The sequence below is a fragment of the Candidatus Izimaplasma bacterium HR1 genome, assembly GCA_000755705.1.
GTDB lineage: Bacteria > Bacillota_I > Bacilli_A > Izemoplasmatales > Izemoplasmataceae > Xianfuyuplasma.
This window is the reverse complement of sequence record CP009415.1, coordinates 1,134,644-1,157,772: the sequence shown is the minus strand read 5'-3', so window position 1 is coordinate 1,157,772 and position 23,129 is coordinate 1,134,644. Positions and strand designations below refer to the sequence as shown.

Below are 23,129 nucleotides of genomic sequence, written 5' to 3'. Positions count from 1 at the left end.
ATAAATCACCTTTTCGTACTATTTTAATATTTTTAACATGTTGAAAACTACCATTTATTATTGATGTGGTAGTTGTTTTGTGATTTAGCTTTTCAATGAAGTATTCTTGCATTATGATCACCTTGATTTATTATAACATAAACAAAAAAAGTTTCAGTAAACTGAAACTTATTTTCTTAAGAATTTCTTAAACTTATCAAATATTGAATCTCCTGATAAATCAGTTTTAGCTAATTGATCAAATAGTTTTGCTTGTTGTCTAGTAAGTTTCTTAGGTGTAACAATATTAATTACAACATGTTGATCACCTTGTCGTTTTGATCTAACGTTAGGAATCCCTTTTGAACGTAAACGGAAGGTTGTTCCATTTTGGGTTCCTGCAGGTATTTTAAGTTTGACGTCACCGTGAGGTGTTGGGATTTTTATTGTGTCACCTAAAGCTGCTTGAGTAAATGTCAACGGTGCTTCTACTACAATATCATCACCATGTCGTTCATATAATTCATGCGCTTTTACATTGAATAGAATATACAAATCTCCTGAAGGTCCACCGTTGTATCCTTTGTTTCCGTAACCCTCTAAACGAATTTGTTGTCCTGTATCGATACCAGCAGGTACTTTCACTTCAACTTCCTTGTTATGAGTTTCAATACCTTCACCGTTACATGTAACACATTTTTTGGTTATTTCTTTACCTTTACCTCGACATCTTGGACATGCTGTTTGTGTTCTAGTACGTCCGAATAGTGATTGTTGTTCAACAACTACTGTTCCTTTACCATTACACTGTGAACATGTTTTAACATCATTTCTTGAATGTGCTCCCGTTCCATGGCAAGTATGACACTCTTCATGAACGGTTACTTTAACTTTCTTCTTCGCACCGAAAACAGCTTCTTCAAAACTTATGTTCATACGGCGTTGCATATCTTGTCCTTTACGTCTTTGATTAGTTCTTTGCGCTTGTCCACCACCAAAGAAACTAGAGAAGATATCATTGATATCAAAATCAAATCCACCACCAAATCCTCCTTGAGAGAATCCTGCTCCGTTGTTAGCTTGGTGTCCAAAACGATCATATTGCGAACGTTTTTGTGAGTCACTTAAGACTTCATAAGCTTCTTGGACTTCTTTGAATTTGCTTTCTGCATTATCCTCAGTTGAAACATCTGGGTGAAACTTCTTTGCTAAGGTACGATATGCTTTTTTTATAGATGCGTCATCGGCTGCTTTTTCAATTCCTAAGACGTCATAATAATCTCTTTTGTCGCTCATTTTCCATCACCTCTAAAATATAAAGATAAGAAGCAGTTGCCTGCTTCAAATCTATTAGTCTACTTCTTCAAAATCTGCGTCAACTACATTGTCATCGCTAGCTGATTCTTCAGCTGGTTCTGCGTTTTCTTGTTGTTCTTGTTGTGCTTGTTGCGCTTGTTGATATGCTTTTGTAGCTAATTCTTGAGCTATGGTATTTAAAGCTTCTTTTTTAGCTTTGATATCTTCTAAGTCTTTACCTTTTAAAGCTTCTTCTAAATCTTTGATTTTATCTTCAACATTTAGTTTTTCTTCACTAGTTACTTGTTCGCCAAGATCTGTGATTGCTTTGTTTGCAGCAAAGATTAATTGATCTGATTCATTACGCAAGTCTGCTTCTTCTTTCATTAATTTGTCAGTTTCAGCGTTCTCTTCAGCTTCACGAACCATTCTTTCGATATCGTCATCACTTAAACTAGTATCACTTTGGATAGTAATTGATTGTGATTTTCCTGTACCTAAATCTTTAGCGTGAACATGTACGATTCCATTAGCATCGATATCGAATTTAACTTCGATTTGAGGAATACCACGTTGTGCTGGTGGGATGTCCGTTAATTGGAAGCGTCCTAATGTTTTATTTTGCGCTGCCATTGGTCTTTCACCTTGTAATACATGTAAGTCTACAGCTGGTTGGTTATCAGCTGCGGTACTAAATATTTGTTGTTTAGATGTAGGAATTGTTGTATTTCTTTCGATTAGTTTTGTAAATACTCCACCTAAAGTTTCAATACCAAGTGATAATGGTGTAACGTCTAATAATAATACATCTTTAACGTCTCCACTTAAAACTCCACCTTGGATTGCAGCACCCATTGCTACTACTTCATCAGGGTTAACTCCTTTATTTGGTTCTTTACCTAATTCTTTTTTGATTGCATCTTGAACAGCTGGGATTCTTGTAGATCCACCAACAAGTAATACTTGGTGAATATCGTTTTTAGTCATTGACGCATCTTTTAAAGAGCGTCTAACTGGTCCCATTGTTTTTTCTACTAAATCATGAGTTAATTCATTGAATTTAGCTCTTGATAATGTTTTTTCTAAATGGACAGGTCCACTTGGTCCAACACTGATGAATGGTAAGCTGATATGAGCAGATGTAATTCCACTTAAATCTTTTTTAGCTTTTTCAGCAGCATCTTTTAATCTTTGTTTTGCCATTTTATCAACACTTAAGTCAACACCAGTTTCTTTTCTGAACTCGCTGATTAAGTAATCCATAATTTTTTCATCAAAGTCATCTCCACCAAGACGGTTATCTCCAGCAGTTGATACTACTTCAAAAGTACCATCAGCTAATTCAAGAATAGAAACATCAAATGTTCCTCCACCTAGATCATAAACTAAGACTGTTTGTGTTTTATCTAATTTATCAATCCCATAAGCTAATGCTGCAGCTGTTGGTTCATTGATAATTCTTTTTACTTCTAATCCAGCAATTTTACCAGCATCTTTTGTCGCTTGACGTTCAGCATCATTAAAATATGCAGGAACTGTAATTACTGCTTCAGTAACTGCATGACCTAAATAATCTTCTGCAGTTTTCTTTAAGTTTTGTAATATCATTGCACTTATTTCTTGTGGTGTATATGTTTTACCATTTACTTTTACATTCTCTTTTGTACCCATTTTTCTTTTTACAGATGAGACAGTATCTGGATTAGTAATTACTTGTCTTTTCGCTACTTCTCCTACTTGTATTTCTCCATCTTTAAATGCCACTACTGATGGTGTTGTTCTTGCTCCTTCAGCATTTGCGATTACTTTAGCTTCTGCACCTTCCATAACAGATACACAAGAATTTGTAGTTCCTAAATCAATTCCGATAATTTTTCCCATTTTAATTTCACTCCTTGTTATTCGCTTATTTTTACGATGACAGGTCTAATAACTCTGTCTTTAAACATATATCCTTTTTGTAATACTTCAATTACTTTGTTTGGCTCTACGCCTTCTCTTTTTTCAGTCATGATAGCTTGATGGAAATTCGGATCATAATCCTCATCTAACGCATCAATCTCACTTACGCCTTCTTCTTCTAAGGCTTTTTTTATTTGGTCTTGAATCATTTTAAATCCTTGCAAGAAGTTCTTTGTTGCTTCGTCATCGACTTCGTGACTCAATGCAAGTTCAAATGTATCAAGGGGACTGACTAATTTCTTAGCGAAATTCATCGCTGCGTATTTACGTTCTAATGTACGTTCTTTTTCTAATCTTTTTTTAATGTTTTCTAAATCTGCTTTTTCTTTTAAATACTCATTTTGTAAATCTTTAATTGCTAGTTCCAATTTCTCGATAGCTAGTTGTTGTGCTTCTTCTAGAGTTAGTTCTTCTTCCTCTATAAGTTTGTCTTCTTGTTCAGTTACCTCTTCAGTAACTTTAGTTTTTTTACTCATTACTTTCTCCTCTTATATAACTTCGACATATGTGAAGCTAAATATTTTACTAGGGGTATAACTTTTTGATACTCCATTCTTGTCGGACCAACAATTGCAATAGTTCCTGATTCCTCATCATTCAAATCATAGGGAACAGTAATTACTGTACAATCTCTCATTGCGGTTATTTGGTTTTCTTTCCCAATTCGAACACTCATTTCCTCGTTTTTGGTATTTTCTACTAAGCGGAAAATATCGTTTTGCTCAAAGAAAGTAAGTAACTCGCGAACTCTTGTTAAATCACTAAACTCTGGTTGATATAATACTTTATTCTTACCAGATAAGTAGAATTTGCTTTGTGTAAACTTAGTAAAAGCTTCTAAGAATGAATCAATAATTGTTTGATTGTAAGATAGAATATCTTCAATCTTTTTAGCATTCATTTCATAATGAAGTTTTTCACTAACTTGATTGATAGGACAATCGTAGAGAATATCATTTAAAACTTCAATTACACGTTTCATATCATCTAAAGTAGTGTTTTCAGGTACAATAATTTGTTTACTTTCAACATGTCCCTGGTTTGTTATTACTAGTAAGATACAAGTGTCTTCAGATAATGGTACTAATTCGACTTTTTTCACTTTCGAGCCATAAGCACTCGGGCCTAGAGCTATCGTTGTGTAATTTGTCAGTTGACTTAAAAGATTCATCGCCTGTTTAATTGCTTCTTCACGTTTTATATTTGTATTATCAAATAACTCATCAATTGCATTAAAACTCTGAGTAAAACTTTCACCATCTTGAAGAATAGTCTCTATATAATAATGATAACCTTTATCACTAGGTACCCTTCCACTCGAAGTGTGTGTTTTTTCAATATAACCTAATTCCTCTAAATCAGCCATTTCATTTCTGATTGTAGCTGAAGAGATTTCTAAGATTTTAGATAACGTTCTCGAACCGATTGGTTCAGCTGTTTTAATGTATTCTTCGATAATAAGTCGTAGTATAACTTCTTGGCGTTTTGATAACATAAGTCACCTCCATTAGCACTCTAACTATTTGATTGCTAACAACATTATAATACATTCTTTTAGCAGTGTCAAGAAAAGAGTGCTAAATAGTAAAAAAGACCGTATCCGGTCTTTTATTTGAATTTTCAATAAAATTATTTCAATAATCTCAAGTACTGATTTTCGTGTTTCTCATTTAGAATTGTTGTAAAATTACCATGACCTGGATATACAACTGTATTATCTCTTGTTACTTTTAAAATGAGTTTTAAAGATTCCATTAATTGCTTTTTATTTGATGTCGGTAGATCAGTTCTTCCGATAGTTCCTTTAAATAAGGTATCTCCAGAAAATAAGAATCTTTTGTATTTATAACAAACACTACCTCTTGAATGTCCTGGCGTATGTATTAAAGTGATTTGCTCTTTCCCTAATGTGATTACACTATCTTTATCTAATGTAATTACTTTATCTTTGTTCTTAAAAATAATTGGTTTATTCAGTGAACTTGAAAGATTTAAATTAGGATTAAACAGAAAATCTCTTTCATCTATAAAAATATATACCGGACAATCATATGCCTTTTGTGTTTCTTCAAGTGTGTATAAATGATCAAAGTGTCCATGTGTTAACAAGATTCCTTTGACATCATACTCATTTTCCTTTATATATGCATCAATTTCTAAAAAATGTGCTCCAGGATCAATAATCAGAACTTCTTTTTTTTGATTTATAACATAGGTGTTTTCTGTATATTCATTTATAATTGCTTTAACCATTGATAACCATCCTTGCTGCACCATAAATTCCGGCGTCGTTACCCAAAGTTGCACCAACAATTTTGGTGTTTTCTACTGAGACAAACGTAAACTTCTTGAAATATCTTCGTACTTTTTCAAATAGGAATTCTCCAGATTTAGAAACACCACCACCAATTATGATTACCTCTGGGTTAGATGCAACACTTAGAATCGCACAAGCATACCCAATATTTTTCGAAGCTTCTTCAACTACTTTCGAAGCAAGTTCATCATTATGTTTAGCTGCGCTAAAAATTGCTTTTGCTGAAGGTAATTCTAGTTTTTCCAAAGTTGAATTACCTTGAAAAGATTCTTTCATTTTATAATAAAGGTTTCTAATTCCAGTTGCACTAGCTACTGTCTCTAAACAACCCTTTTTGCCACAATTACAAGCAAATTCGTACTCCTGAGAAACATATAAATGTCCTATTTCTCCAGCAGCACCATTATAACCTTCTACAACATTACCATCAACTACAATTCCGCCACCAACACCAGTACCTAGCGTTAACATTGCAACTTGTTTTTTTCCTTTGCCAGCACCATAGAAAGCCTCACCCAAAGTAGCAACATTCGCATCATTACCAACACATATATTGTCATTTTCTAATAAGTCTTTAAATTCGTTTTTCAGATTGACATCTTTCCAACCCAGATTAACTACAACACTAACATTGTTTTTTATAACTGGTCCAGGAACACCAAAACCGTATCCGATAACTTCCTGTAAATTAGGTGTTTTCTTAATAATACTCTGATAAATATCGTTAATAACATTACGTCCGTCGTTAGTTTTGCTTGTTTTAATCTCCCATTTTTCTAATAGGGAAGTGTCTTGATTGAATAGTCCCATTTTTATTGTCGTTCCGCCAATATCAATTCCATAAACGTATTTTTTCATATTTAACACCCCTTATTAAAAAAACTTCGGTATTAGACGAAGTTTTTATTTTTTCTCTTTATGTTGTGTACTTTTTCCACACTTAGGACAGAACTTATTTGTTTCTAGTCTTTCAGGATGAAGTTTTTTGTTTTTTGCCATACGATAGTTTTCGCTTTTACATACAGTACATCTCAATGTAAATCCACTTCTCATGATAATACCTCCTAACTAAAAGTCTTTTATAATATATCATTTATTCATTATAAAATCAACACATTTGTATATTTTTCGTCATACATATTGTATAATTAAATCGGTGATAATATGATGACGAGAAAAAATACAAAATTAATTAAAGTTAGAGATGTTTTAATTGGTAATAAAAATAAAATTGTGATTCAAACAATGACAACTACCAAAACTAGTAATATCGAAGAAACTATTAGACAAATTAATACATTAGCTACTGCTGGTGCTGATATTGTCAGGTTAGCCATCTTTGATGAGAGTGACGCAGATGCTATTAAGGAAATCAAAAGACAAACAAATGTTCCGCTAGTAGCTGATATTCATTTTAATTATCGCTTTGCGCTTACTTGTATTGCTAACGGGATTGATAAAATCAGAATTAATCCTGGCAATATCGGTAGTGAGGATAGAATTAAAAGAGTTGTTGATGCATGTAAGAAGAAACAAATACCGATTAGAATCGGAATCAATGGTGGTAGTTTAGAAAAACATATTATCGAAAAATATGGTGTTACTGCTGAAGGTATGTTAGAAAGTGCTAAATACCATGTTAGTTTATTAGAGAAATATAAGTTTTATGACATTGTACTATCTTTAAAAAGTAGTCATATCGATAAGACTGTTGAAGCATACAGACTAGCTAGTAAAGAATTTGACTATCCCCTTCATTTAGGAGTTACTGAAGCAGGAACTAAATTCGGCGGAACTATCAAAAGTTCAATTGGTTTAGGAATTCTTTTATACGAAGGTATCGGTGATACAATTCGTGTTAGTTTATCGGCTGATCCTATCGAAGAAGTTAAAGTCGCAAAAGAATTATTAAGTAGTCTAGGTTTATACACCAAAGCCCGATTGATTAGTTGTCCGACTTGTGGAAGACTTCAATATAAGATGTTTGATTTAGTTAACAAAGTAGAAGCTTATCTAGAGGACAAAGAATACGACCTCACTGTTGCGGTGATGGGTTGTGCTGTCAATGGTCCCGGAGAGGCAAAAGCTGCTGATATCGGAATTGCTGGTGGTAGAAACGGTGGGTTAATATTTGTTAACGGTGAGACGAAACGTAAAGTTAACGAGGAAGATATGTATGACGAATTGATTAAGGAAATTGAAAATTATCCAAAAAAATAGAGGAAAGCTTTTTAGCTTTCCTCTTCTAATTCTATATCATACATTGCTAGGAATGTTACAGTAATTCCTAGAAAGTCTTCATCTTCAGGAACTTGATAAGCTACATTCCTAATTACAAAGATTTGATCATTATCATTTAAAGCATCAATAAAATCAATTACTAATTGTGCTTCATCTGTTGTAAAGAATACTTCAACTTCAACAAATTTATAACTTTCAGCCAACTCATAGAAGATTGATTCTTGAGCAAATACAACGTTTTGATCTACTAAAACATTTCTTTGCATATCACTTTCTTCTGTGACTCCTAAACGTTCTAAAATTGAGATTGTTTTGTATGTTAATTCTGTTCCTGAATAAACACTTGGAACTTTATCATAAAGTTCAAATAAATGACTTGTTTGAACTTCACGGTTATCCTGAACAACTTCTTCTAAAGCCGTAATTTCTTTTGCTAAATTAATGTTTGATAAACTTGTATCTTCAATTTCACCGTTAATTCGACCCATTACAACTAAATTGATTAACAGAATGATAATTGTAATTAAAGCTAATGAACCATAGAATAAATACTCACTTAATCTTCTATTCAACATGGTAATCAACTCCAATCTTGTAGATATAAGTATTAGCATCTTCACCTGATTGTTCAGCTTCACTAGTTACAACCCAATCTAAACCAAGAATTTCTGTGTTTAGCGAATTGTAATAGTATTGCGATGGGAACGATACTTCTATTGTAAACTCTTTCGTTTCTGCTCGATAACTAACAGCTTCAATAGTACCTTTATATAAATCGGACTTAATTTCTAAATCATCTAATAAACCATTAAAATCAACACGAAGTAATAACAACTCAGAGATATCTTGATCAAACTGAATTGCTGAAAGATCAATTTCATATCCTTCAAACTCAGCTTGTGTTAAAGATAACTCATGACGATAATCATAGTTTTTACTATTTAAATCTTCTAATTCAAACATTGCTGAACTATATGGTCTATATATTAAGAAGAAAGCTAATACAATAGCATATAACAATGCGATAATTACATTCATATTAAATTGTCTTGAACGTTTTACTGTTGGTAATAAATCTACATAAACAAAGTCTCCAAACCCATGTGTATCTTTTGAATAAACGTGACGTTTAGGCATTTTTAGAAAATACCTTTCGTCTCTGGCAAACTAGCAGCAAGTGGAATGTAGCACTCACGATCTATTAGAGTATCTACTATTTTACTTACTGTTTTCATATCGAAGACTTCAGCTTTTAGGTTTGAACCTTCTTCATAGAAGTAATCATGGATTTGATCATTGGTTAATTTGGTTGACATATTGAACAAGACAAGGTTTTCAATAGTTCTGTCACCAGCGTTCAAGTTATATTTATAGTAATTGGAAATTTTAGCAACTTCTTGATCTAAAACACTTAAGTATTTTTCTCCTTGAAGCTGACTAACATTCAAGTTTTGTACTAAACTGAAGATTGGAATTTCCTGATCGAAGATATACATTGAATATGTATCATCAAAAATCGCTAGGAACATGATATCAGTATCGAACTGGATATCAGAATCTTCATATTTACGATAATAATATAAACGATGTAATGATAATGGTGGAATATCTGTTCTTACCACTTGCATATTCATTTCATAGAATAAATCAATATATGACTTAAGTTCATGCTTTGGAGCATAGAACATAATAACTTCATATGAATCCTCGTTTTTCTTATGAATAATATAATCCATTTTCATATCATTGAATGGGATCATAATTGTTTTACCAATTTGCGATTCAATATAGTCACCAATTTCACTTGGTTTGTAGATAATCGGCACTTCAATCTTTCTGAACGTAAAAAGTTCCTCGTGGACAATTAGATTCACACGACGCGCTTTAATCTTGAATAACTTAAATGTATCCTTCAAAAGTTTTAGTAAACGTTCTTCTTTATAGATTATCCCATTTTCAATTGTTCCAGGAGGCAATTTAACACTAGAATATTTTAACTTTTTCATGTTATAGCCGTCTGGTTTTTCAATAAAGTTGAACTCTTTATCAGTAAAGAAACAGTTAATTGTTAGTCTTGACATTCCAACACCTTCTTCCTTAGAATATTAACCCCATATACCAATCAAGAAACATTGGTCCGTAATAATAAGCAATCATACTACCAACCGCGATAAATGGTACAAAAGGTAAATAACCTGATTTTTTTCTAAAAACAACACTATAGATCAAACCTAGAATAGCTGCGAACAGTAATGAAAGAAAAACTGTTTCAACTCCTAAGAATAATCCGATTAAAAAATACAGTTTAATATCTCCGCCACCAAGTGCCTCACGTTTAAAACGTTTTTTACCATACCAGGCAAGGAAATACATAAAGCAAAAACCAAGTACTCCTCCTAAAATTGAATAATACCAAATGATTTCTGAAGAAAACATTCTTAATCCAAAAATGACCGGAAGAAATACAAGTAAAATTATGTTCGGTACAATTTGGTAATACATATCACTAACAGTCACAATAACCATTAAAGATATAAATACCACTACTAATATATATTCTACCACATTTTCATGTAAAATTACAAATGAAACCGAAAATAAAACACCGGTTATTAGTTCCATAATCGGATACTTGACCGAAATAGGTGTTTTACAGTTTTTACACTTACCTTTTAAAACAATATAACCAATTATAGGAAACAGTTCTAGCCATCCTAATGTTTTATTACAATTTGGACAATGGCTTCTTCCTAATAACGTTTCCTTTTGGGGAACTCTGATCCCGACAACGTTATAGAATGAACCAAAGAATAAACCGATAAAAAATAAATAAATCGCCCAAGCCATAATCATAAAATCACCACTTTACTATTCTCTAATTAAAAAAACTTCGGTACCTATAAAAAAAAGAGTCTAGACTCTTTTTTTAAGGTATAAATACTTGATCTTTTGTTGATGAACTTGGAACAGCTCCAGTACCAGCACTAGCACCGAATGAATATTCTCCACCAGTTGTTGTTCCTGCAGCATTTGCAGTTAAGATTACTGTCCATTCTCCACCTGAGTAAGACGCTACTAATGTATCAGCAGTTCCATCTCCGTCAGTTTCTTCATATAAATCAGCATCAAACACTTCAACACCAGAACTTAAATCAGACCAAGTTAACCCAGCTAATTCAGTTGATGTACAAGTTTTTTGCCCACAATATAGTCTAGCAGCAGATTCAATTGCTCTAGCATCTTGAAGAACAGCTTCTTTTTCAGTATTAGTAATAATATCTCCAACCGCTGGAATAGCGAATGCACTAATAATACCTAGTACTACAATTACGATTAATAATTCAATTAAAGTTACACCTTTATTATTCATTATAAATTCCTCCTTAAGATAATATATCAAATTACTTCTGTAATTAATATAACATTTTTGTGTACCTGATGTCAATAAAATATCTGTAATTTACTTAATTAGTCAATCGGACTTTTCCACAAATTTTAGATTTGTGCAGTAAACGATAAACTAGGCAACATAATAGCTAAAAGCATTACTACTACTATACTAAATATTACAATCAGTAATAATGGTTCTAACAATTTTCTAACGCGGTCGATTTTAACAGTACTATCTTCATCATAGAAAGTTGAAAGGTTTTTAAGCATTTTCCCTAAGTCCCCTGTTCTCTCTCCAACACTGATCATTCTAGTAAATACAACTTCAACTGCATAATGATGTTCAAAAGCTTGAGACATATAGTCCCCATTATTAACATTTTTTTGCGCTTCTATTATTAAATCTTTATAGATCTTATTAGTTAAAGTATCATAAGTCGCTACTAAACATTCTTGTAATGGTACATGATTATTTAACATTTGAGATAATGTAGCAGCAATTCTTGATAAATTGTTCAATTTAACAATTTGCCCGATAATTGGCATTTTGATTGATAACCATGATAAAAACGTTTGAAACGTTTTTGACTTTCTTTTTAAATAAGTAAAAGTCAAAATAGTTAATGCAAACACGCCTACAATCATTATTGCATTGCCTTTAACGAAGTTACCAAAATCAATAAAGAATTGGGTTATCGCAGGCATTTTGGCGCCTTCAATTGTACTAAACATGTCCTCATATCCTGGCATTACAAATACGAATATAAAGATTGCTACAAAGAATGCAACTATTAAATAAATAATTGGCATCATCAATGTTTGTCTGATTGAAGTTTTAATTCGAAACTGTGTTTCAAAATATAAAACAATCTCTTCTATTGCACTTTTTAAATCCCCTGTTTTTTCACCAACTCTAATCATTGAAACTAGAATTTCAGGAAAATCTTTAGGATATTCACTATATGCATCAGCTAAAGTTGTCCCACTATTAACTTCAAAGTAGATTCCATAAAAGATTCTTCTTATTTGTTTATTAGTTTGCTGAGTTGCTAATATTTCACTTGCCTCATTTAATTTAACACCTGCGTTTAGTAATGAACCAAGTTGTCTTAAGTAAAATATTAAATCTCTTTCTTTTAAAACTGCACCAAAACTAATACGACTCACATCACCAAGCCAAGACTTTTGCGTATAAATCTCAATTGGTTTTAATCCTTGCTCCTGTAAAAACTTACTCACCATGTTTTTATTAGGTGCTTCAGTTAAACCACGAACAATTTTTCCATCTTTTAGTCTTCTTGCACGATATTTATAATCAAAAATTTTCATAAGTACACCTCTAATCTAAGCTAATTCGCATTACTTCTTCTAGCGTGGTAATACCTTCTTTAACTTTTTCTAATCCTGCTTCAATTAGAAGTTTAGTCCCGTTTGAACGAGCCTTTTCTAATAACTCATATTCTTTTGCTTCATTAGAAACCATTCTAACAATTGATTCATTAACATCTAGTATTTCAAATATAGCATGACGGCCTTTATATCCTTTATTATTACAAAGTTCACAACCGACTGCTCTTTTAATCTTCGTTACTTTAACGTTATTCTTTTCAAATACTTCTAACTCTGATTTAGTTGGCTTGTCTTCTTTAGCACAATGAGGACATACAACTCTAACGAGTCTTTGAGCAACTACTCCACTTAATGAAGAAGCAACTAAGAATGAATCAATTCCCATATCAATTAATCGGGTAATAGTTTTAACCGAACTATTCGTATGAATAGTACTTAAAACTAAATGACCTGTTAATGATGCTTTAACTGCAATTTCAGCAGTTTCCCCATCACGAATCTCCCCAACCATTATAATGTTTGGATCTTGACGTAAGATAGAACGTAAAGCATTGGCAAATGTAAAGTTTATTTCAGGATTTACATTTACTTGGTTGATACCTTCTAGTTCAATCTCTACTGGATCTTCAACAGTAATGATATTCACATCATCAGCATTTAGTTGATCTAAAGATGCATATAATGTAGTAGTTTTCCCACTACCTGTAGGCCCACTTACTAAAACGATACCATTCGGTCTGTTTATCAATCTTTCAAATATTCGACGGTCTCTATCACTTAATCCCAAGCGATCTAAACCTTTATTATCACGTGATAAATCTAAAACCCTCATAACTGCTTTTTCCCCGCGTATTGTCGGTAAAGTAGAAATACGAAGATCGATAGGACGACCTTCAATAACAGTCTTAATACGACCATCTTGAGGAGTTCTTGTATCAGTAATATCCATATGAGACATTACTTTAATACGAGAAATAAGTTTAGGTAAAATAACTTTTGGTAAAGTTCTTTCAGTCCCTAAAACACCATCAATGCGGTAACGGATTCTAAATTCAATATCAGTTGGATCAATATGAATATCTGATGCTTCTGATTTTACTGCGGTTAATAAAATTTGATTTACTAACTGAATAATTGGTGATTCATTTGCATCAGCATCTGGATCTGATAATAATTCTTCATAGAATTTCTCATCTTCACGTTTTTGCTCTTTAACTTCGATACCCAGATTCTTTAACGTTTTACTGAATCCGTAATATCTAGCAATAGCTGTATCTATATCGTTTTGCGTAGCTAAAACTGTCTCAACATTCATCCCTGTACGTAATCGTACATTTTCAATTGTCGGGAAATCTAGAGGGTCATTTGTTGCAATAACAACACGACGACCATGGATATTGATAGGCATAATTTTAGCCTTAGTAACAAACTCTTCATCGAGTAACTTTAATACTGTTTCATCAATATATAATAACTGTAAATTCACTCTTCTTATTCCCAATGAAGCTTCCATTGCATCAACAATTTGAGAATCATTACAGTAATCAAAACGAATTAATGCTTCACCGATTTTTTCGCCTTTATCGCGTTTTCTCAGTGCTTCATTAATCTGTTTTTCTGTTACTACACCTTGCTCAAATAAAACATCTCCAAGACGTTTTTGGACATTTCTTGCCATGATACCACTCCCCCTAGCTTAATGGATCAAATACTATTTCTTTAACCGGTGGATAAAATTCAAATAAAATATTTGTTTCAGCTGAAACGATATCACCTGAAAGATTATAAATAGTTCTTGTTACTTCAATGATTACTCCTTCATGTCCGTTTCGTAGTGAATCAACATTTAGAGTTCCTTCAGTAATAAAAGGTAATTCTGTTCTATTTACTTCAACAACAATTTCATATTCAAATGGTAATCCTGATAATGATAACGTTGCAGTTAGTTCGTTTATTTTAAACATATAAGCACTCGCATTAGGATTATAGAATGTAAAACTTTCATTTATAACCTCAGCTGTACGGGCATTTCTTGCATAATATGGATAGTTTTCTAATGTAAACTGCTCAAACTCAATCGTTGGTTTGTAGTGAACCTCATTAACTATAAAGTTAGTTTCTAGTACAAGCGCCAACATCGCAGACGCCAAAACTGTCATTTCAGAGTCATTCATGTTATCTCCAAATACTTCTACTACATCAAATAAACTTTCCTTTTCCACAATGATATAACCATCTGGATATTTCTCTAAAACTAAGTCGATTAAGACGTCAAGTTCAACGCTTTCTGGGATAATTAAATCAATAGAACTTAGATCATCTTCAGACACAGCTGGTTGAAGTAAATAATCCTCAACATTCTTAATTGAAAATGACTTCATTAAAGATGCATCATATAGAACATCATTAATTAATCGATCTAAATCCACATTTTCAATCACATTATCTAAAAATTCTAAATTACTAATTTGGGTAACTACACCTTCGCGGTCAGTACCCTGATAATAAATTGATATTTCGTTAATTACTCCATCATTTATCAAATGAAGTGACTCGTCGATATCAAAGAAAAATAAATTACGATTAAAAGCGTAAGTATATCCTTGGTATTCCAATTCAAAAAGAATTGTTTCATCATTATACCAATAATTTATTTTCTCATCTAAACGAGGTGTAACCTCTTCTTCAGTAAGTCCAGCGATATAAACACTACCTAGCCTTGTATCAGCACCATAGGTCCCAAGCTTGTAACCAGCAGTCATATACCAAATCACAAAAATAGTAGCTGCAACGATCAATGTAATGATTGCAACATACAATACTCTTCCGAAATTACTATTTGAGAAATTTGAATTCATAAAATCACCCTACCTCTAGTATATTCAAAAATATTATACAACATATTGACTAGTTTTACAAAAGAAAACCAAGATTTTTGCCATTTATTTGATAAATTCACCCTTAACATACTCTAAATTGACTGTTTTTGTAAATATTTTCAATTTAAATTAATTAACCATCTCAATAATCAATCAAAAGGTTTTTTTTAATGAAATCTTTATTTTTACACAAGCATTAGCTAAGTAGCCTTCACTCTTAACTATATCAAACACGCAAAGCGAGTTTTCCACATTATCCTTATGGTCAAAATATCTTGTTGACTTTTATTTGATTTTCTTCTGCTTAAGATAACAATTTCACTTAATTTTCACATTTATTTTCTAATAATAAATTATAATGAAATTAAACTGACTATAACTTTACATTTTCTTAACAGGCAAAAAAAGAATCTACATTATACTATTTAGATACTTTTCAACTACGACAATAATTAGCATTGTTATTTTCCACCTAGTCAAAATGATTATTATGTCTAATTTAATTTACTTTCGTAGTTAAAAATGGTATAATTACAACTTGATAGGATAGGAGTGTGTGCAAATGGTCAAAAATGAAAAAGGATTCACAATAATCGAATTGTTAGCAGTTGTTGTTATTTCAAGTATAATAATTGTTCCTTTGATGTTCTCATTAGTAGGTAACATTAACACCAATAAACTGCTGCATACAAGACGAAGTTCTGTCAGTCTAGCAGAAGGTGCTGTTTATGGTTTTGATAAATTATCATATCCTGACATCAATTCTTTATTAACTGCTTCTACTGATAATTATATTGAATTTGATTCAACAACATGTACACAACTAAGCGCATCAGATGATCAAACAATTTGTGATGTTATCTTTGGTTCTGAGTTTAGTAATGTTAGTTTTGATGAAAATCATTTTAAGGTATATATATATGATTATAATATGACTTCGACAATTCAATCACAACTTGTCATTGATCCAAGTATCCCTGCTGAGGTTCAGGAGGTTATTGGCCTCTTAACACCTTCTACTGATCCTAATCCAGGATTAATAAGGTTAACAGTTTGGATAAATTATAGTGATGATCCCTATAACACCATTGTTGTAAGCGGATTACTACTTGAAGGGTGGTCGGACCCAATATATGAATAAACTAAATGAAAAAGGATTCACTTTATTAGAACTTATCGTTTCCATTGCGGTTAGTAGTATCGTACTAAGCATGTTAATCCAAATGCTTGTAATGTCTGTTGCTGCACGTAATGAAATCCAAATTAATAGTAGACTACAAGATGAAGCATATTTAATTGCTGAGCAGGTAAAATGGAATATATTTGAACATCAAACCCAAAGTGTTTCTATCACAGAAACAGCAAGTGCAATTACTGTAACATTCAATCATGACTGGGATATTACGATTGATCCGGTATCTTATGTTATTACATATGAACCTTCAACAGTCCCAGCACAAACATTAGTATTTGATAAAGATAACAATCAAATTACTTATGATGGAGCTGTCTTACATGGTCCATCAGTATATTATGATGATTTAACAACATTCACAGTTACACCAGTTGATTCAACTTGTGATCCAACTACCGAAGCTTGTGAAGATGTTGTACTAACATTAACATTATATATATCAGTATATTTAGAAAATGGTGTGCTGATTGAAGTAAAAACTTTTGAAACTACAATTATAATTTAAAATCACTCTGTAGAGGAGGGACAACTATGATTATGCAAATATTAAAACTATTTAAACCAAAGAAAGTTAATAATGAAAGAGGTAGCATTTTAGCAATCGCCTTAATTATTATTACTGTTTTGACGTTTAGTGTTTCAACAATTACAGCAATGAGTATTAACTTAGCATCAAGTACAACTGCCGAGATGCAGAACTTGAATGAGGAGAGTGAAGCCAAAGCTAAAATTAGATTAGCAATTATCCAGTTTGAAGAATGGACTGCTGCTAATGGTTTTAATTTTGATTCTTATACAGCATTGTATGAAAATAACCCTACTGCTACTTATGGAGTTACTGTAACTGAAGTAACTGATACCATCGAAGGTCTTAATAACCAAACAACTGTTTACGCTAGAGCTTACCGCTTTGCGGTTACTCTAACAGATGGTCGCGATGTTGTTATGTACGATTACGTTAGTAGTGTCGGTGTTGAAACAACTGCCTTTGCACCTTTTGAATACTCAATTGGTACAAGTGGTGATTTGATTTTCAACAGTGGTGTTTATAGTAGTGATGCTGGATGGGGTGGTACAACTACTCCTTTAAAAGCATTTGGAAATAATATACTATTAAGTAGATTAGCGCCATTTATTGAAAATGGTTCAACTGATCAAAACTTAACTTCATTTAGTATTTCACGTGATCCAGTACTTACAACAGAAACTGCTGCTGAACTTCATTACAATAGTTCAATTCAGTATTGTGGTGGTTCTAACTGTTATACAACAAATGCAACAAACGATCCATTCATTATTGAAAAAGATAATTTTGCAGATTTCACAGGTTCTATACCTTCAGATCAAGGTACAACTGGTTCGGTAGTTATTCAAGATTTCTTTGGAGATTTTGATTATAATGATTATATAATTGATTTCATTGAAAATGATGCCCCTACACTTTCTAGAACTATTAATGCAACATGGGACACATTAGATAATGACATCTACGATAACTCATCTGAGTTAGAAGTCGAAGCAAGATATCATCCTCGTTGGGGTTACTTAATGGGTTATAGATATACTTGGCCAACTGATGATTTTGTTGATATAACAGCTAATGTTGATGCTGTAGATTTTTCATCAGATCTATTCCAACAAAGAAAATCATTTGTGTATTTTGGAAATGATACAAATCCAAGCTACGATGTACCTACTGCTGTTGCTGCACCGTTGGTAATAAATGATGATTTATTAATTAGAACTTCAGAATCTTTAATCGTATTTGGAGATTTATATTTAAATAGTAGTAACACTCAAGATATACACGGTGAAGTTGTAGTTACGGGTAACTTATATATTACCGGTGGAAACAAAGACTGGGAAGGTTCTATTATGGTCTTTGGTGAAACATTCATTGAACTAGATGATTATCGTCAATTCTATACTCATGGATTTAATTCAGGAATCACCTTCATGTGTAAAGATAATATTCACTTTATCTCTCATGATGAGAGTCACAGTAGTTCAGCTCAATCTGATCGATTCTATATGTTTATTTATACTGATGAATCAATTATTATTGATGCTGTAAACTCAAGAATTAATATGAGTGGAGTAATATATGCAAGGGCACTCGGAGTGAGTGGAAATAATATCTTTATGGAAGACGGCACAGATCCAATTAGAGGAATTGTTGTTAATAGTTTCTATGGATATGTTAATAATTCTGGTAACTTTGTTGATGGAAATGGTGATGATTCATACCGCTTTGAAATTAATGTAATGTCTAGTAGCTGGTATGCAGATCGATTTGAAAACTTACCTACATTTAATAGTGTCGTAGTATCAACTTCAGAAGACCCTGAATTCTTAACTACAGAATTTATGATTGAATAAAAAATAAAAGGACCAAATTTGGTCCTTTTTTAATGAAATCCTTTAATACATTCTCCAACAACTTCACTGATAGTAGGATGAGCATGAATTATGTTCTTATAATCTTCAATTGATATTTTTGTATACATTACACTTGTAACTTCATGAATCAAATCACTAGCATGTGGTCCAATAATATGGCAACCAACTAAAATACCTTTCTCATCTACTAACATCTTAATAAAGCCATCAGTTTCATTTAAACACTGTGCTTTAGCATTAGTCTTAAACATAAATTTATTCTTTTGGTAATTGGTACCTTCGAGTTCTTCTTCAATAACTCCGACAGTAGCAATTTCCGGTAGTGTAAAGACAACACTAGGTACTTGATTGAAATTAATATTCATATCTTTACCCAATATGTGTGCGACTGTTTTATATCCATCGTATGTTGCTTTATGAGCAAGCATAAGAATCCCAGTTACATCACCTATTGCATAAACATTAGGAACATTAGTAGCGAAGTTTTCATCAACTTCAATCCCAAGGTCTGTATAATCAATCCCAAGTTTATCTAAATCAAGATTACCAAAATTAGGTTTTCGTCCAGTCGAAACTAAGACAAAATCAGTTTCAATTTCTATTTGCTTTCCTTTAGACTCAACAATGGCATAAAACTTATCATCTTTTTTGATAACTTCAATTAAACTACTATTTGTGTAAATATCTATCCCACTTCTTTTGTATAGATTACGAGCACGTTTTTTAATTTCTTTATCTAATGGTGGAAGGATCTCATCTTGATATTCAACAAGTGAGACTTCACAATCAAACTGATTAAAGATAGAAGCCATTTCAGAACCAATAACACCAGCTCCAATAACAACCATTTTTTTAGGAAATAATTCTAAGGCTAAAATATCTTTAGATTTTTTAACAACGTCTAAGTCATTACCAGGAAAGTTTAATTTCTTAGGAGATGATCCAGTCGCAATAATAATATTTTTAGTTTTTATTTCTTCACCATTAACTAAAACAGTATTATTATCAAGAATTGTAGCTTCGCCTTCAATTAAATCAATTTTCAGTTTCTTGATTGTTGTTAAAATATTTTTTATTTGATTAGAAACAATAGTTTCTTTTCTAGTTCTTATTACATCATAATCAACAGAGAAATTTTCAACATTGATCCCAAATACTTCAAGAGATTTGAGTTCTTTTAGTTTCTTTGCGTTATGATATAGTGCTTTTGTGGGGATACAGCCGTAATTCAGACAAGTCCCACCTAGTTTATGCTTTTCTATTAAAACGACGTCTAAGCCCATTTCTTTAGCGTATATAGCGGTATCAAAACCACCAGGTCCAGCCCCAATTATAATTAAGTCTCTCATTTTAGTAAATCTCGATACTTAACAATTGGTTTTCTTGCAGCTTGAGCTTCATCAAGACGTTTAACAACTGTGTTATATGGTGCACCTTTTACTAAATCAGGATTCTCTTTAGCTTCGATAGCAACTTTTCTCATAACTTCAATAAAGTTATCAACAGCAACTTTACTTTCAGTCTCAGTAGGTTCTATCATAATTGCCTCTTTTACAACAAGAGGGAAATAAATTGTTGGGGGATGAACATCATAATCTAATAATCTTTTTGCGATATCTAAAGTAGTAACATGATCACTTTTATCAATTAAACCATCAAAAACAAACTCGTGTTTACAAACACCTTTAATTGGTAACAAGTATAAATCTCTTAATGATTCTTTGATATAGTTAGCATTTAAAACACTTAACTTTCCAACATTGCTAAAGTTTTCTTTACCGATTGATAACAGATATGTATACGCTTTAATAACAACACCAAAATTACCATAGAAATGGCTAATTTGACCTAATGTAGTTTCATTGTCTTCTTCTAGATAGAATCCATCTTTACCTTTTTTAACAACTGGTTTAGGTAAATATTTAACAAGATGATCAACAACACCAACAGGTCCACTACCAGGCCCTCCTCCTCCATGAGGAGTTGAGAATGTTTTATGGAGATTAATATGCATAATATCAAATCCCATATCACCAGGACGAGCTATTCCTAAAATCGGGTTTAAATTCGCTCCATCATAATATAGTAATCCTCCTGCATCATGGACTAATTCTGAAATCTCATAAATATCTTTTTCAAAGATACCTACAGTATTTGGATTAGTTAACATGATTCCGGCAATCTCATCGTTTAGAACTGACTTTAAATCTTCTAAATTTACAGTACCATCTTCATTAGATTTTACTTCTACTGTGTCAAATCCAGCAACAGTTGCACTTGCAGGATTTGTTCCGTGAGCACTGTCTGGAACAATTATTTTATTACGTTTTGTGTCATTGCGATCTTCATGATATCTTTTCATAATCATTAATCCAACTAGTTCACCATGTGCTCCAGCGTAAGGATTTAATGTAAATGTATCTAAACCACTTAGTTCAGATAATATTCTTTGTGTTTCATAATATACTTCTAATGCACCTTGAATTGTGCTTAGTGGTTGGTATGGATGAAGATTAAATCCAGGAAGACTAGCAATATCTTGATTAATCTTTGGATTATATTTCATTGTACAAGACCCAAGCGGATAGAAACCTTTTTCAACACCAAAGTTTTTAAAACTTACATTGGTATAATGTCTTACTGCTTCTAGTTCGCTTACTTCAGGTAAAATTGCTTCTTCACTTCTTAATAGTTCTTTAGGAATACCATATTGCTTAATTCCGTAATTGGGTAAACTATATCCTTTACGGTCTTTTTGAGAAATTTCAAATATTAGATTATCGTAATACATTATAATTCCTCCAATACATTTACTAATAAATCAATTTCGTCTTTAGTTCTCTTTTCAGTAGCACTAAATAATAATTGATTTTGCTTAGTATTATCATATTTTCCTAAGTGAAGCGGTCCCAAAAATCCTTTTTCTAATAATTTTTCATTTATCAATTCGACGTCTAATTTTGTTTCAATGACACAATCTTTAAAGAAAGGTTGCTCATATACAGCACTAAAATTAGGTAATGCAGTTATTTGATCATATAAGTAATGAGTAGCATTGTACGAGTTTTGTTGGACTTCTTTGAGTCCTTTTTTCCCCATTACAGCAGCATATATTGTAACAAATAAAGCTAATAAACTTTGATTCGAACAGATATTTGAATTAGCTTTTTCTCTTCTAATATGTTGTTCTCTTGCTTGTAAAGTTAAGACAAATGCACGTTTTCCATCAGTATCTGTCGTAACTCCACAAATTCTACCAGGCATTTTTCTCATTAGTTTTGAAGTAGTCGCTAAATATCCGATATATGGCCCACCAAATGACATTGGTACACCTAATGCTTGACAATCACCAACGGCGATGTCAGCACCAAACTCTTTTGGAGATTTTAATAGTGCTAGAGTACTAATATCACTATTAACAATAAGTAATCCTTTTGTTTCATCAAGAACTTCTCGATATCCAGATAGATCTTCAATGATTCCGTAGAAGTTCGGACTTTGGACTATAACCCCTGCATATTCTTTAGAGTTTTTGTTTTTAAAGTCTTCTATATCTGTAACACCATTAACTTCATTAATGTAATCTACGGTAAACTCACGGTATTTAGCATATGTTTCAACAACACTTATAATGTTTGGGTTCATTGTTTTAGAAATAAGGATTTTATTTCTTTTTTTACTGTTAGTAGCCATAAACATAGCTTCAGCAGTTGCAGTTGCACCATCATACATTGAAGCATTTGAAACATCTAAACCAGTTAATTCAGTAATTATACTTTGATACTCGAAAATATATTGTAAAGTACCTTGTGAAATTTCTGGTTGATATGGTGTATATGCAGTTAAGAACTCTTGCCTTTCAATTAAATGTCTAATTACGGTTGGTGTATAGTGATCATAACTTCCCGCTCCAACAAATGGAATCAAGACTTTATTCTTATTTGCCAAATTATTGAAATGCTTAAAAATCTCTAATTCGCTATGCGAGTTAGGGACGTTTAAATCTAAGTTTTTTAATTCCTCAGGAATCTCAAGAAATAAGTCATCAATACTTTTAACACCGATAACTTGTAACATTTCTTTTATATCTTGCTCTGTATGTGGGAGATATTTAAACATA

22 protein-coding genes are annotated in these 23,129 nt (G+C 32.1%); 4 read left to right on the top strand and 18 right to left on the bottom strand.

The genetic code is table 11. The annotated features are described in order from the left end of the window. Positions 1 to 168 precede the first annotated feature (168 nt). The 7 genes from dnaJ to rpmG form a co-directional block, all read right to left on the bottom strand. Complete coding sequence (gene dnaJ, locus KQ51_RS05600; protein WP_038469963.1) at positions 169 to 1,275, bottom strand: molecular chaperone DnaJ; 1,107 nt, start codon at positions 1,273 to 1,275, stop codon at positions 169 to 171. Positions 1,276 to 1,329: 54 nt separating this feature from the next. Next, entirely contained in the window at positions 1,330 to 3,156 is a 1,827-nt protein-coding gene (gene dnaK / locus KQ51_RS05595; RefSeq protein WP_038469960.1) for a molecular chaperone DnaK, read from the bottom strand. Between the two features lie 17 nt (positions 3,157 to 3,173). Beyond that, on the bottom strand, positions 3,174 to 3,713 hold the full coding sequence (grpE, locus tag KQ51_RS05590) for a nucleotide exchange factor GrpE (RefSeq protein WP_038469957.1): 540 nt from the start codon (positions 3,711 to 3,713) through the stop codon (positions 3,174 to 3,176). Continuing rightward, positions 3,713 to 4,732, bottom strand: a complete 1,020-nt coding sequence (hrcA, locus tag KQ51_RS05585; protein ID WP_038469954.1) for a heat-inducible transcriptional repressor HrcA — start codon at positions 4,730 to 4,732, stop codon at positions 3,713 to 3,715. Before hrcA ends, grpE begins: the two co-directional genes overlap by 1 nt. 134 nt (positions 4,733 to 4,866) lie before the next feature. Continuing rightward, complete coding sequence (locus tag KQ51_RS05580; RefSeq protein WP_052609251.1) at positions 4,867 to 5,490, bottom strand: MBL fold metallo-hydrolase; 624 nt, start codon at positions 5,488 to 5,490, stop codon at positions 4,867 to 4,869. After that, on the bottom strand, positions 5,483 to 6,412 hold the full coding sequence (locus KQ51_RS05575) for an ROK family glucokinase (RefSeq protein ID WP_038469948.1): 930 nt from the start codon (positions 6,410 to 6,412) through the stop codon (positions 5,483 to 5,485). The genes KQ51_RS05580 and KQ51_RS05575 overlap by 8 nt, the downstream gene beginning before the upstream one ends. A 45-nt stretch (positions 6,413 to 6,457) precedes the next feature. Continuing rightward, positions 6,458 to 6,607 carry a 50S ribosomal protein L33 gene (rpmG, locus tag KQ51_RS05570; protein ID WP_437178347.1) on the bottom strand — a complete coding sequence of 50 codons (150 nt, stop codon included), beginning with the start codon at positions 6,605 to 6,607 and terminating at the stop codon, positions 6,458 to 6,460. Between the two features lie 114 nt (positions 6,608 to 6,721). Here rpmG and ispG point away from each other — a divergent pair, with 114 nt between their 5' ends. Then, a complete protein-coding gene (gene ispG / locus KQ51_RS05565) occupies positions 6,722 to 7,774 on the top strand; it encodes a flavodoxin-dependent (E)-4-hydroxy-3-methylbut-2-enyl-diphosphate synthase (protein WP_081909966.1) in 1,053 nt (350 codons plus the stop codon). Positions 7,775 to 7,785: 11 nt separating this feature from the next. Here ispG and KQ51_RS05560 read toward each other — a convergent pair whose 3' ends face one another. From KQ51_RS05560 to KQ51_RS05525, 8 genes are all read right to left on the bottom strand, one after another. Further along, positions 7,786 to 8,370: a hypothetical protein gene (locus KQ51_RS05560; RefSeq protein ID WP_038469940.1), complete on the bottom strand. Its 585-nt coding sequence runs from the start codon at positions 8,368 to 8,370 to the stop codon at positions 7,786 to 7,788. Continuing rightward, a complete protein-coding gene (locus KQ51_RS05555) occupies positions 8,360 to 8,932 on the bottom strand; it encodes a hypothetical protein (protein WP_038469937.1) in 573 nt (190 codons plus the stop codon). Before KQ51_RS05555 ends, KQ51_RS05560 begins: the two co-directional genes overlap by 11 nt. A 2-nt stretch (positions 8,933 to 8,934) precedes the next feature. Then, positions 8,935 to 9,876 carry a type IV pilus biogenesis protein PilM gene (pilM, locus tag KQ51_RS05550; RefSeq protein WP_038469934.1) on the bottom strand — a complete coding sequence of 314 codons (942 nt, stop codon included), beginning with the start codon at positions 9,874 to 9,876 and terminating at the stop codon, positions 8,935 to 8,937. Between the two features lie 16 nt (positions 9,877 to 9,892). Then, on the bottom strand, positions 9,893 to 10,648 hold the full coding sequence (locus KQ51_RS05545; RefSeq protein ID WP_038469931.1) for a prepilin peptidase: 756 nt from the start codon (positions 10,646 to 10,648) through the stop codon (positions 9,893 to 9,895). Between the two features lie 73 nt (positions 10,649 to 10,721). Beyond that, positions 10,722 to 11,165 carry a type II secretion system protein gene (locus KQ51_RS05540; protein ID WP_038469928.1) on the bottom strand — a complete coding sequence of 148 codons (444 nt, stop codon included), beginning with the start codon at positions 11,163 to 11,165 and terminating at the stop codon, positions 10,722 to 10,724. 125 nt (positions 11,166 to 11,290) lie between these two features. Beyond that, on the bottom strand, positions 11,291 to 12,514 hold the full coding sequence (locus tag KQ51_RS05535; RefSeq protein ID WP_038469925.1) for a type II secretion system F family protein: 1,224 nt from the start codon (positions 12,512 to 12,514) through the stop codon (positions 11,291 to 11,293). Between the two features lie 10 nt (positions 12,515 to 12,524). After that, positions 12,525 to 14,213, bottom strand: coding sequence for a GspE/PulE family protein (locus KQ51_RS05530; RefSeq protein ID WP_038469922.1), 1,689 nt, complete (start codon positions 14,211 to 14,213; stop codon positions 12,525 to 12,527). A gap of 13 nt (positions 14,214 to 14,226) precedes the next feature. Then, a complete protein-coding gene (locus KQ51_RS05525; RefSeq protein WP_038469919.1) occupies positions 14,227 to 15,393 on the bottom strand; it encodes a hypothetical protein in 1,167 nt (388 codons plus the stop codon). A gap of 583 nt (positions 15,394 to 15,976) precedes the next feature. On the opposite strand from KQ51_RS05525, the gene KQ51_RS05520 reads away from it, so the two are divergent. The 3 genes from KQ51_RS05520 to KQ51_RS05510 are packed head-to-tail and all read left to right on the top strand — an operon-like array spanning position 15,977 to position 18,988. Then, positions 15,977 to 16,555, top strand: coding sequence for a prepilin-type N-terminal cleavage/methylation domain-containing protein (locus tag KQ51_RS05520; protein ID WP_038469916.1), 579 nt, complete (start codon positions 15,977 to 15,979; stop codon positions 16,553 to 16,555). Beyond that, a complete protein-coding gene (locus KQ51_RS05515) occupies positions 16,548 to 17,114 on the top strand; it encodes a prepilin-type N-terminal cleavage/methylation domain-containing protein (RefSeq protein ID WP_038469913.1) in 567 nt (188 codons plus the stop codon). Before KQ51_RS05520 ends, KQ51_RS05515 begins: the two co-directional genes overlap by 8 nt. 26 nt (positions 17,115 to 17,140) lie before the next feature. Then, positions 17,141 to 18,988, top strand: a complete 1,848-nt coding sequence (locus KQ51_RS05510) for a hypothetical protein (protein ID WP_038469911.1) — start codon at positions 17,141 to 17,143, stop codon at positions 18,986 to 18,988. A 29-nt stretch (positions 18,989 to 19,017) separates the two neighbouring features. On the opposite strand, the gene lpdA is transcribed toward KQ51_RS05510, so the two are convergent. From lpdA to gcvPA, 3 genes are read right to left on the bottom strand one after another with little or no spacing between them, the layout of a single operon-like run. Continuing rightward, entirely contained in the window at positions 19,018 to 20,358 is a 1,341-nt protein-coding gene (gene lpdA / locus KQ51_RS05505; RefSeq protein WP_038469908.1) for a dihydrolipoyl dehydrogenase, read from the bottom strand. Continuing rightward, complete coding sequence (gcvPB, locus tag KQ51_RS05500; RefSeq protein ID WP_437178355.1) at positions 20,355 to 21,806, bottom strand: aminomethyl-transferring glycine dehydrogenase subunit GcvPB; 1,452 nt, start codon at positions 21,804 to 21,806, stop codon at positions 20,355 to 20,357. Before gcvPB ends, lpdA begins: the two co-directional genes overlap by 4 nt. Then, the gene (gene gcvPA / locus KQ51_RS05495) at positions 21,800 to 23,128 is read right to left on the bottom strand and encodes an aminomethyl-transferring glycine dehydrogenase subunit GcvPA (RefSeq protein ID WP_038469902.1); all 1,329 of its coding nucleotides are present in this window, start codon (positions 23,126 to 23,128) and stop codon (positions 21,800 to 21,802) included. The genes gcvPB and gcvPA overlap by 7 nt, the downstream gene beginning before the upstream one ends. Between the last annotated feature and the right edge of the window lies 1 nt (position 23,129).

Excerpts from the sequence above, each read along its gene's own strand:
- dnaJ (WP_038469963.1), bottom strand. The coding sequence starts at position 1,275 with ATGAGCGACAAAAGAGATTATTATGACGTCTTAGGAATTGAAAAAGCA.
- dnaK (WP_038469960.1), bottom strand. The coding sequence starts at position 3,156 with ATGGGAAAAATTATCGGAATTGATTTAGGAACTACAAATTCTTGTGTA.
- grpE (WP_038469957.1), bottom strand. The coding sequence starts at position 3,713 with ATGAGTAAAAAAACTAAAGTTACTGAAGAGGTAACTGAACAAGAAGAC.
- hrcA (WP_038469954.1), bottom strand. The coding sequence starts at position 4,732 with ATGTTATCAAAACGCCAAGAAGTTATACTACGACTTATTATCGAAGAA.
- KQ51_RS05580 (WP_052609251.1), bottom strand. The coding sequence starts at position 5,490 with ATGGTTAAAGCAATTATAAATGAATATACAGAAAACACCTATGTTATA.
- KQ51_RS05575 (WP_038469948.1), bottom strand. The coding sequence starts at position 6,412 with ATGAAAAAATACGTTTATGGAATTGATATTGGCGGAACGACAATAAAA.
- rpmG (WP_437178347.1), bottom strand. The coding sequence starts at position 6,607 with ATGAGAAGTGGATTTACATTGAGATGTACTGTATGTAAAAGCGAAAAC.
- ispG (WP_081909966.1), top strand. The coding sequence starts at position 6,722 with ATGACGAGAAAAAATACAAAATTAATTAAAGTTAGAGATGTTTTAATT.
- KQ51_RS05560 (WP_038469940.1), bottom strand. The coding sequence starts at position 8,370 with ATGTTGAATAGAAGATTAAGTGAGTATTTATTCTATGGTTCATTAGCT.
- KQ51_RS05555 (WP_038469937.1), bottom strand. The coding sequence starts at position 8,932 with ATGCCTAAACGTCACGTTTATTCAAAAGATACACATGGGTTTGGAGAC.
- pilM (WP_038469934.1), bottom strand. The coding sequence starts at position 9,876 with ATGTCAAGACTAACAATTAACTGTTTCTTTACTGATAAAGAGTTCAAC.
- KQ51_RS05545 (WP_038469931.1), bottom strand. The coding sequence starts at position 10,648 with ATGATTATGGCTTGGGCGATTTATTTATTTTTTATCGGTTTATTCTTT.
- KQ51_RS05540 (WP_038469928.1), bottom strand. The coding sequence starts at position 11,165 with ATGAATAATAAAGGTGTAACTTTAATTGAATTATTAATCGTAATTGTA.
- KQ51_RS05535 (WP_038469925.1), bottom strand. The coding sequence starts at position 12,514 with ATGAAAATTTTTGATTATAAATATCGTGCAAGAAGACTAAAAGATGGA.
- KQ51_RS05530 (WP_038469922.1), bottom strand. The coding sequence starts at position 14,213 with ATGGCAAGAAATGTCCAAAAACGTCTTGGAGATGTTTTATTTGAGCAA.
- KQ51_RS05525 (WP_038469919.1), bottom strand. The coding sequence starts at position 15,393 with ATGAATTCAAATTTCTCAAATAGTAATTTCGGAAGAGTATTGTATGTT.
- KQ51_RS05520 (WP_038469916.1), top strand. The coding sequence starts at position 15,977 with ATGGTCAAAAATGAAAAAGGATTCACAATAATCGAATTGTTAGCAGTT.
- KQ51_RS05515 (WP_038469913.1), top strand. The coding sequence starts at position 16,548 with ATGAATAAACTAAATGAAAAAGGATTCACTTTATTAGAACTTATCGTT.
- KQ51_RS05510 (WP_038469911.1), top strand. The coding sequence starts at position 17,141 with ATGATTATGCAAATATTAAAACTATTTAAACCAAAGAAAGTTAATAAT.
- lpdA (WP_038469908.1), bottom strand. The coding sequence starts at position 20,358 with ATGAGAGACTTAATTATAATTGGGGCTGGACCTGGTGGTTTTGATACC.
- gcvPA (WP_038469902.1), bottom strand. The coding sequence starts at position 23,128 with ATGTTTAAATATCTCCCACATACAGAGCAAGATATAAAAGAAATGTTA.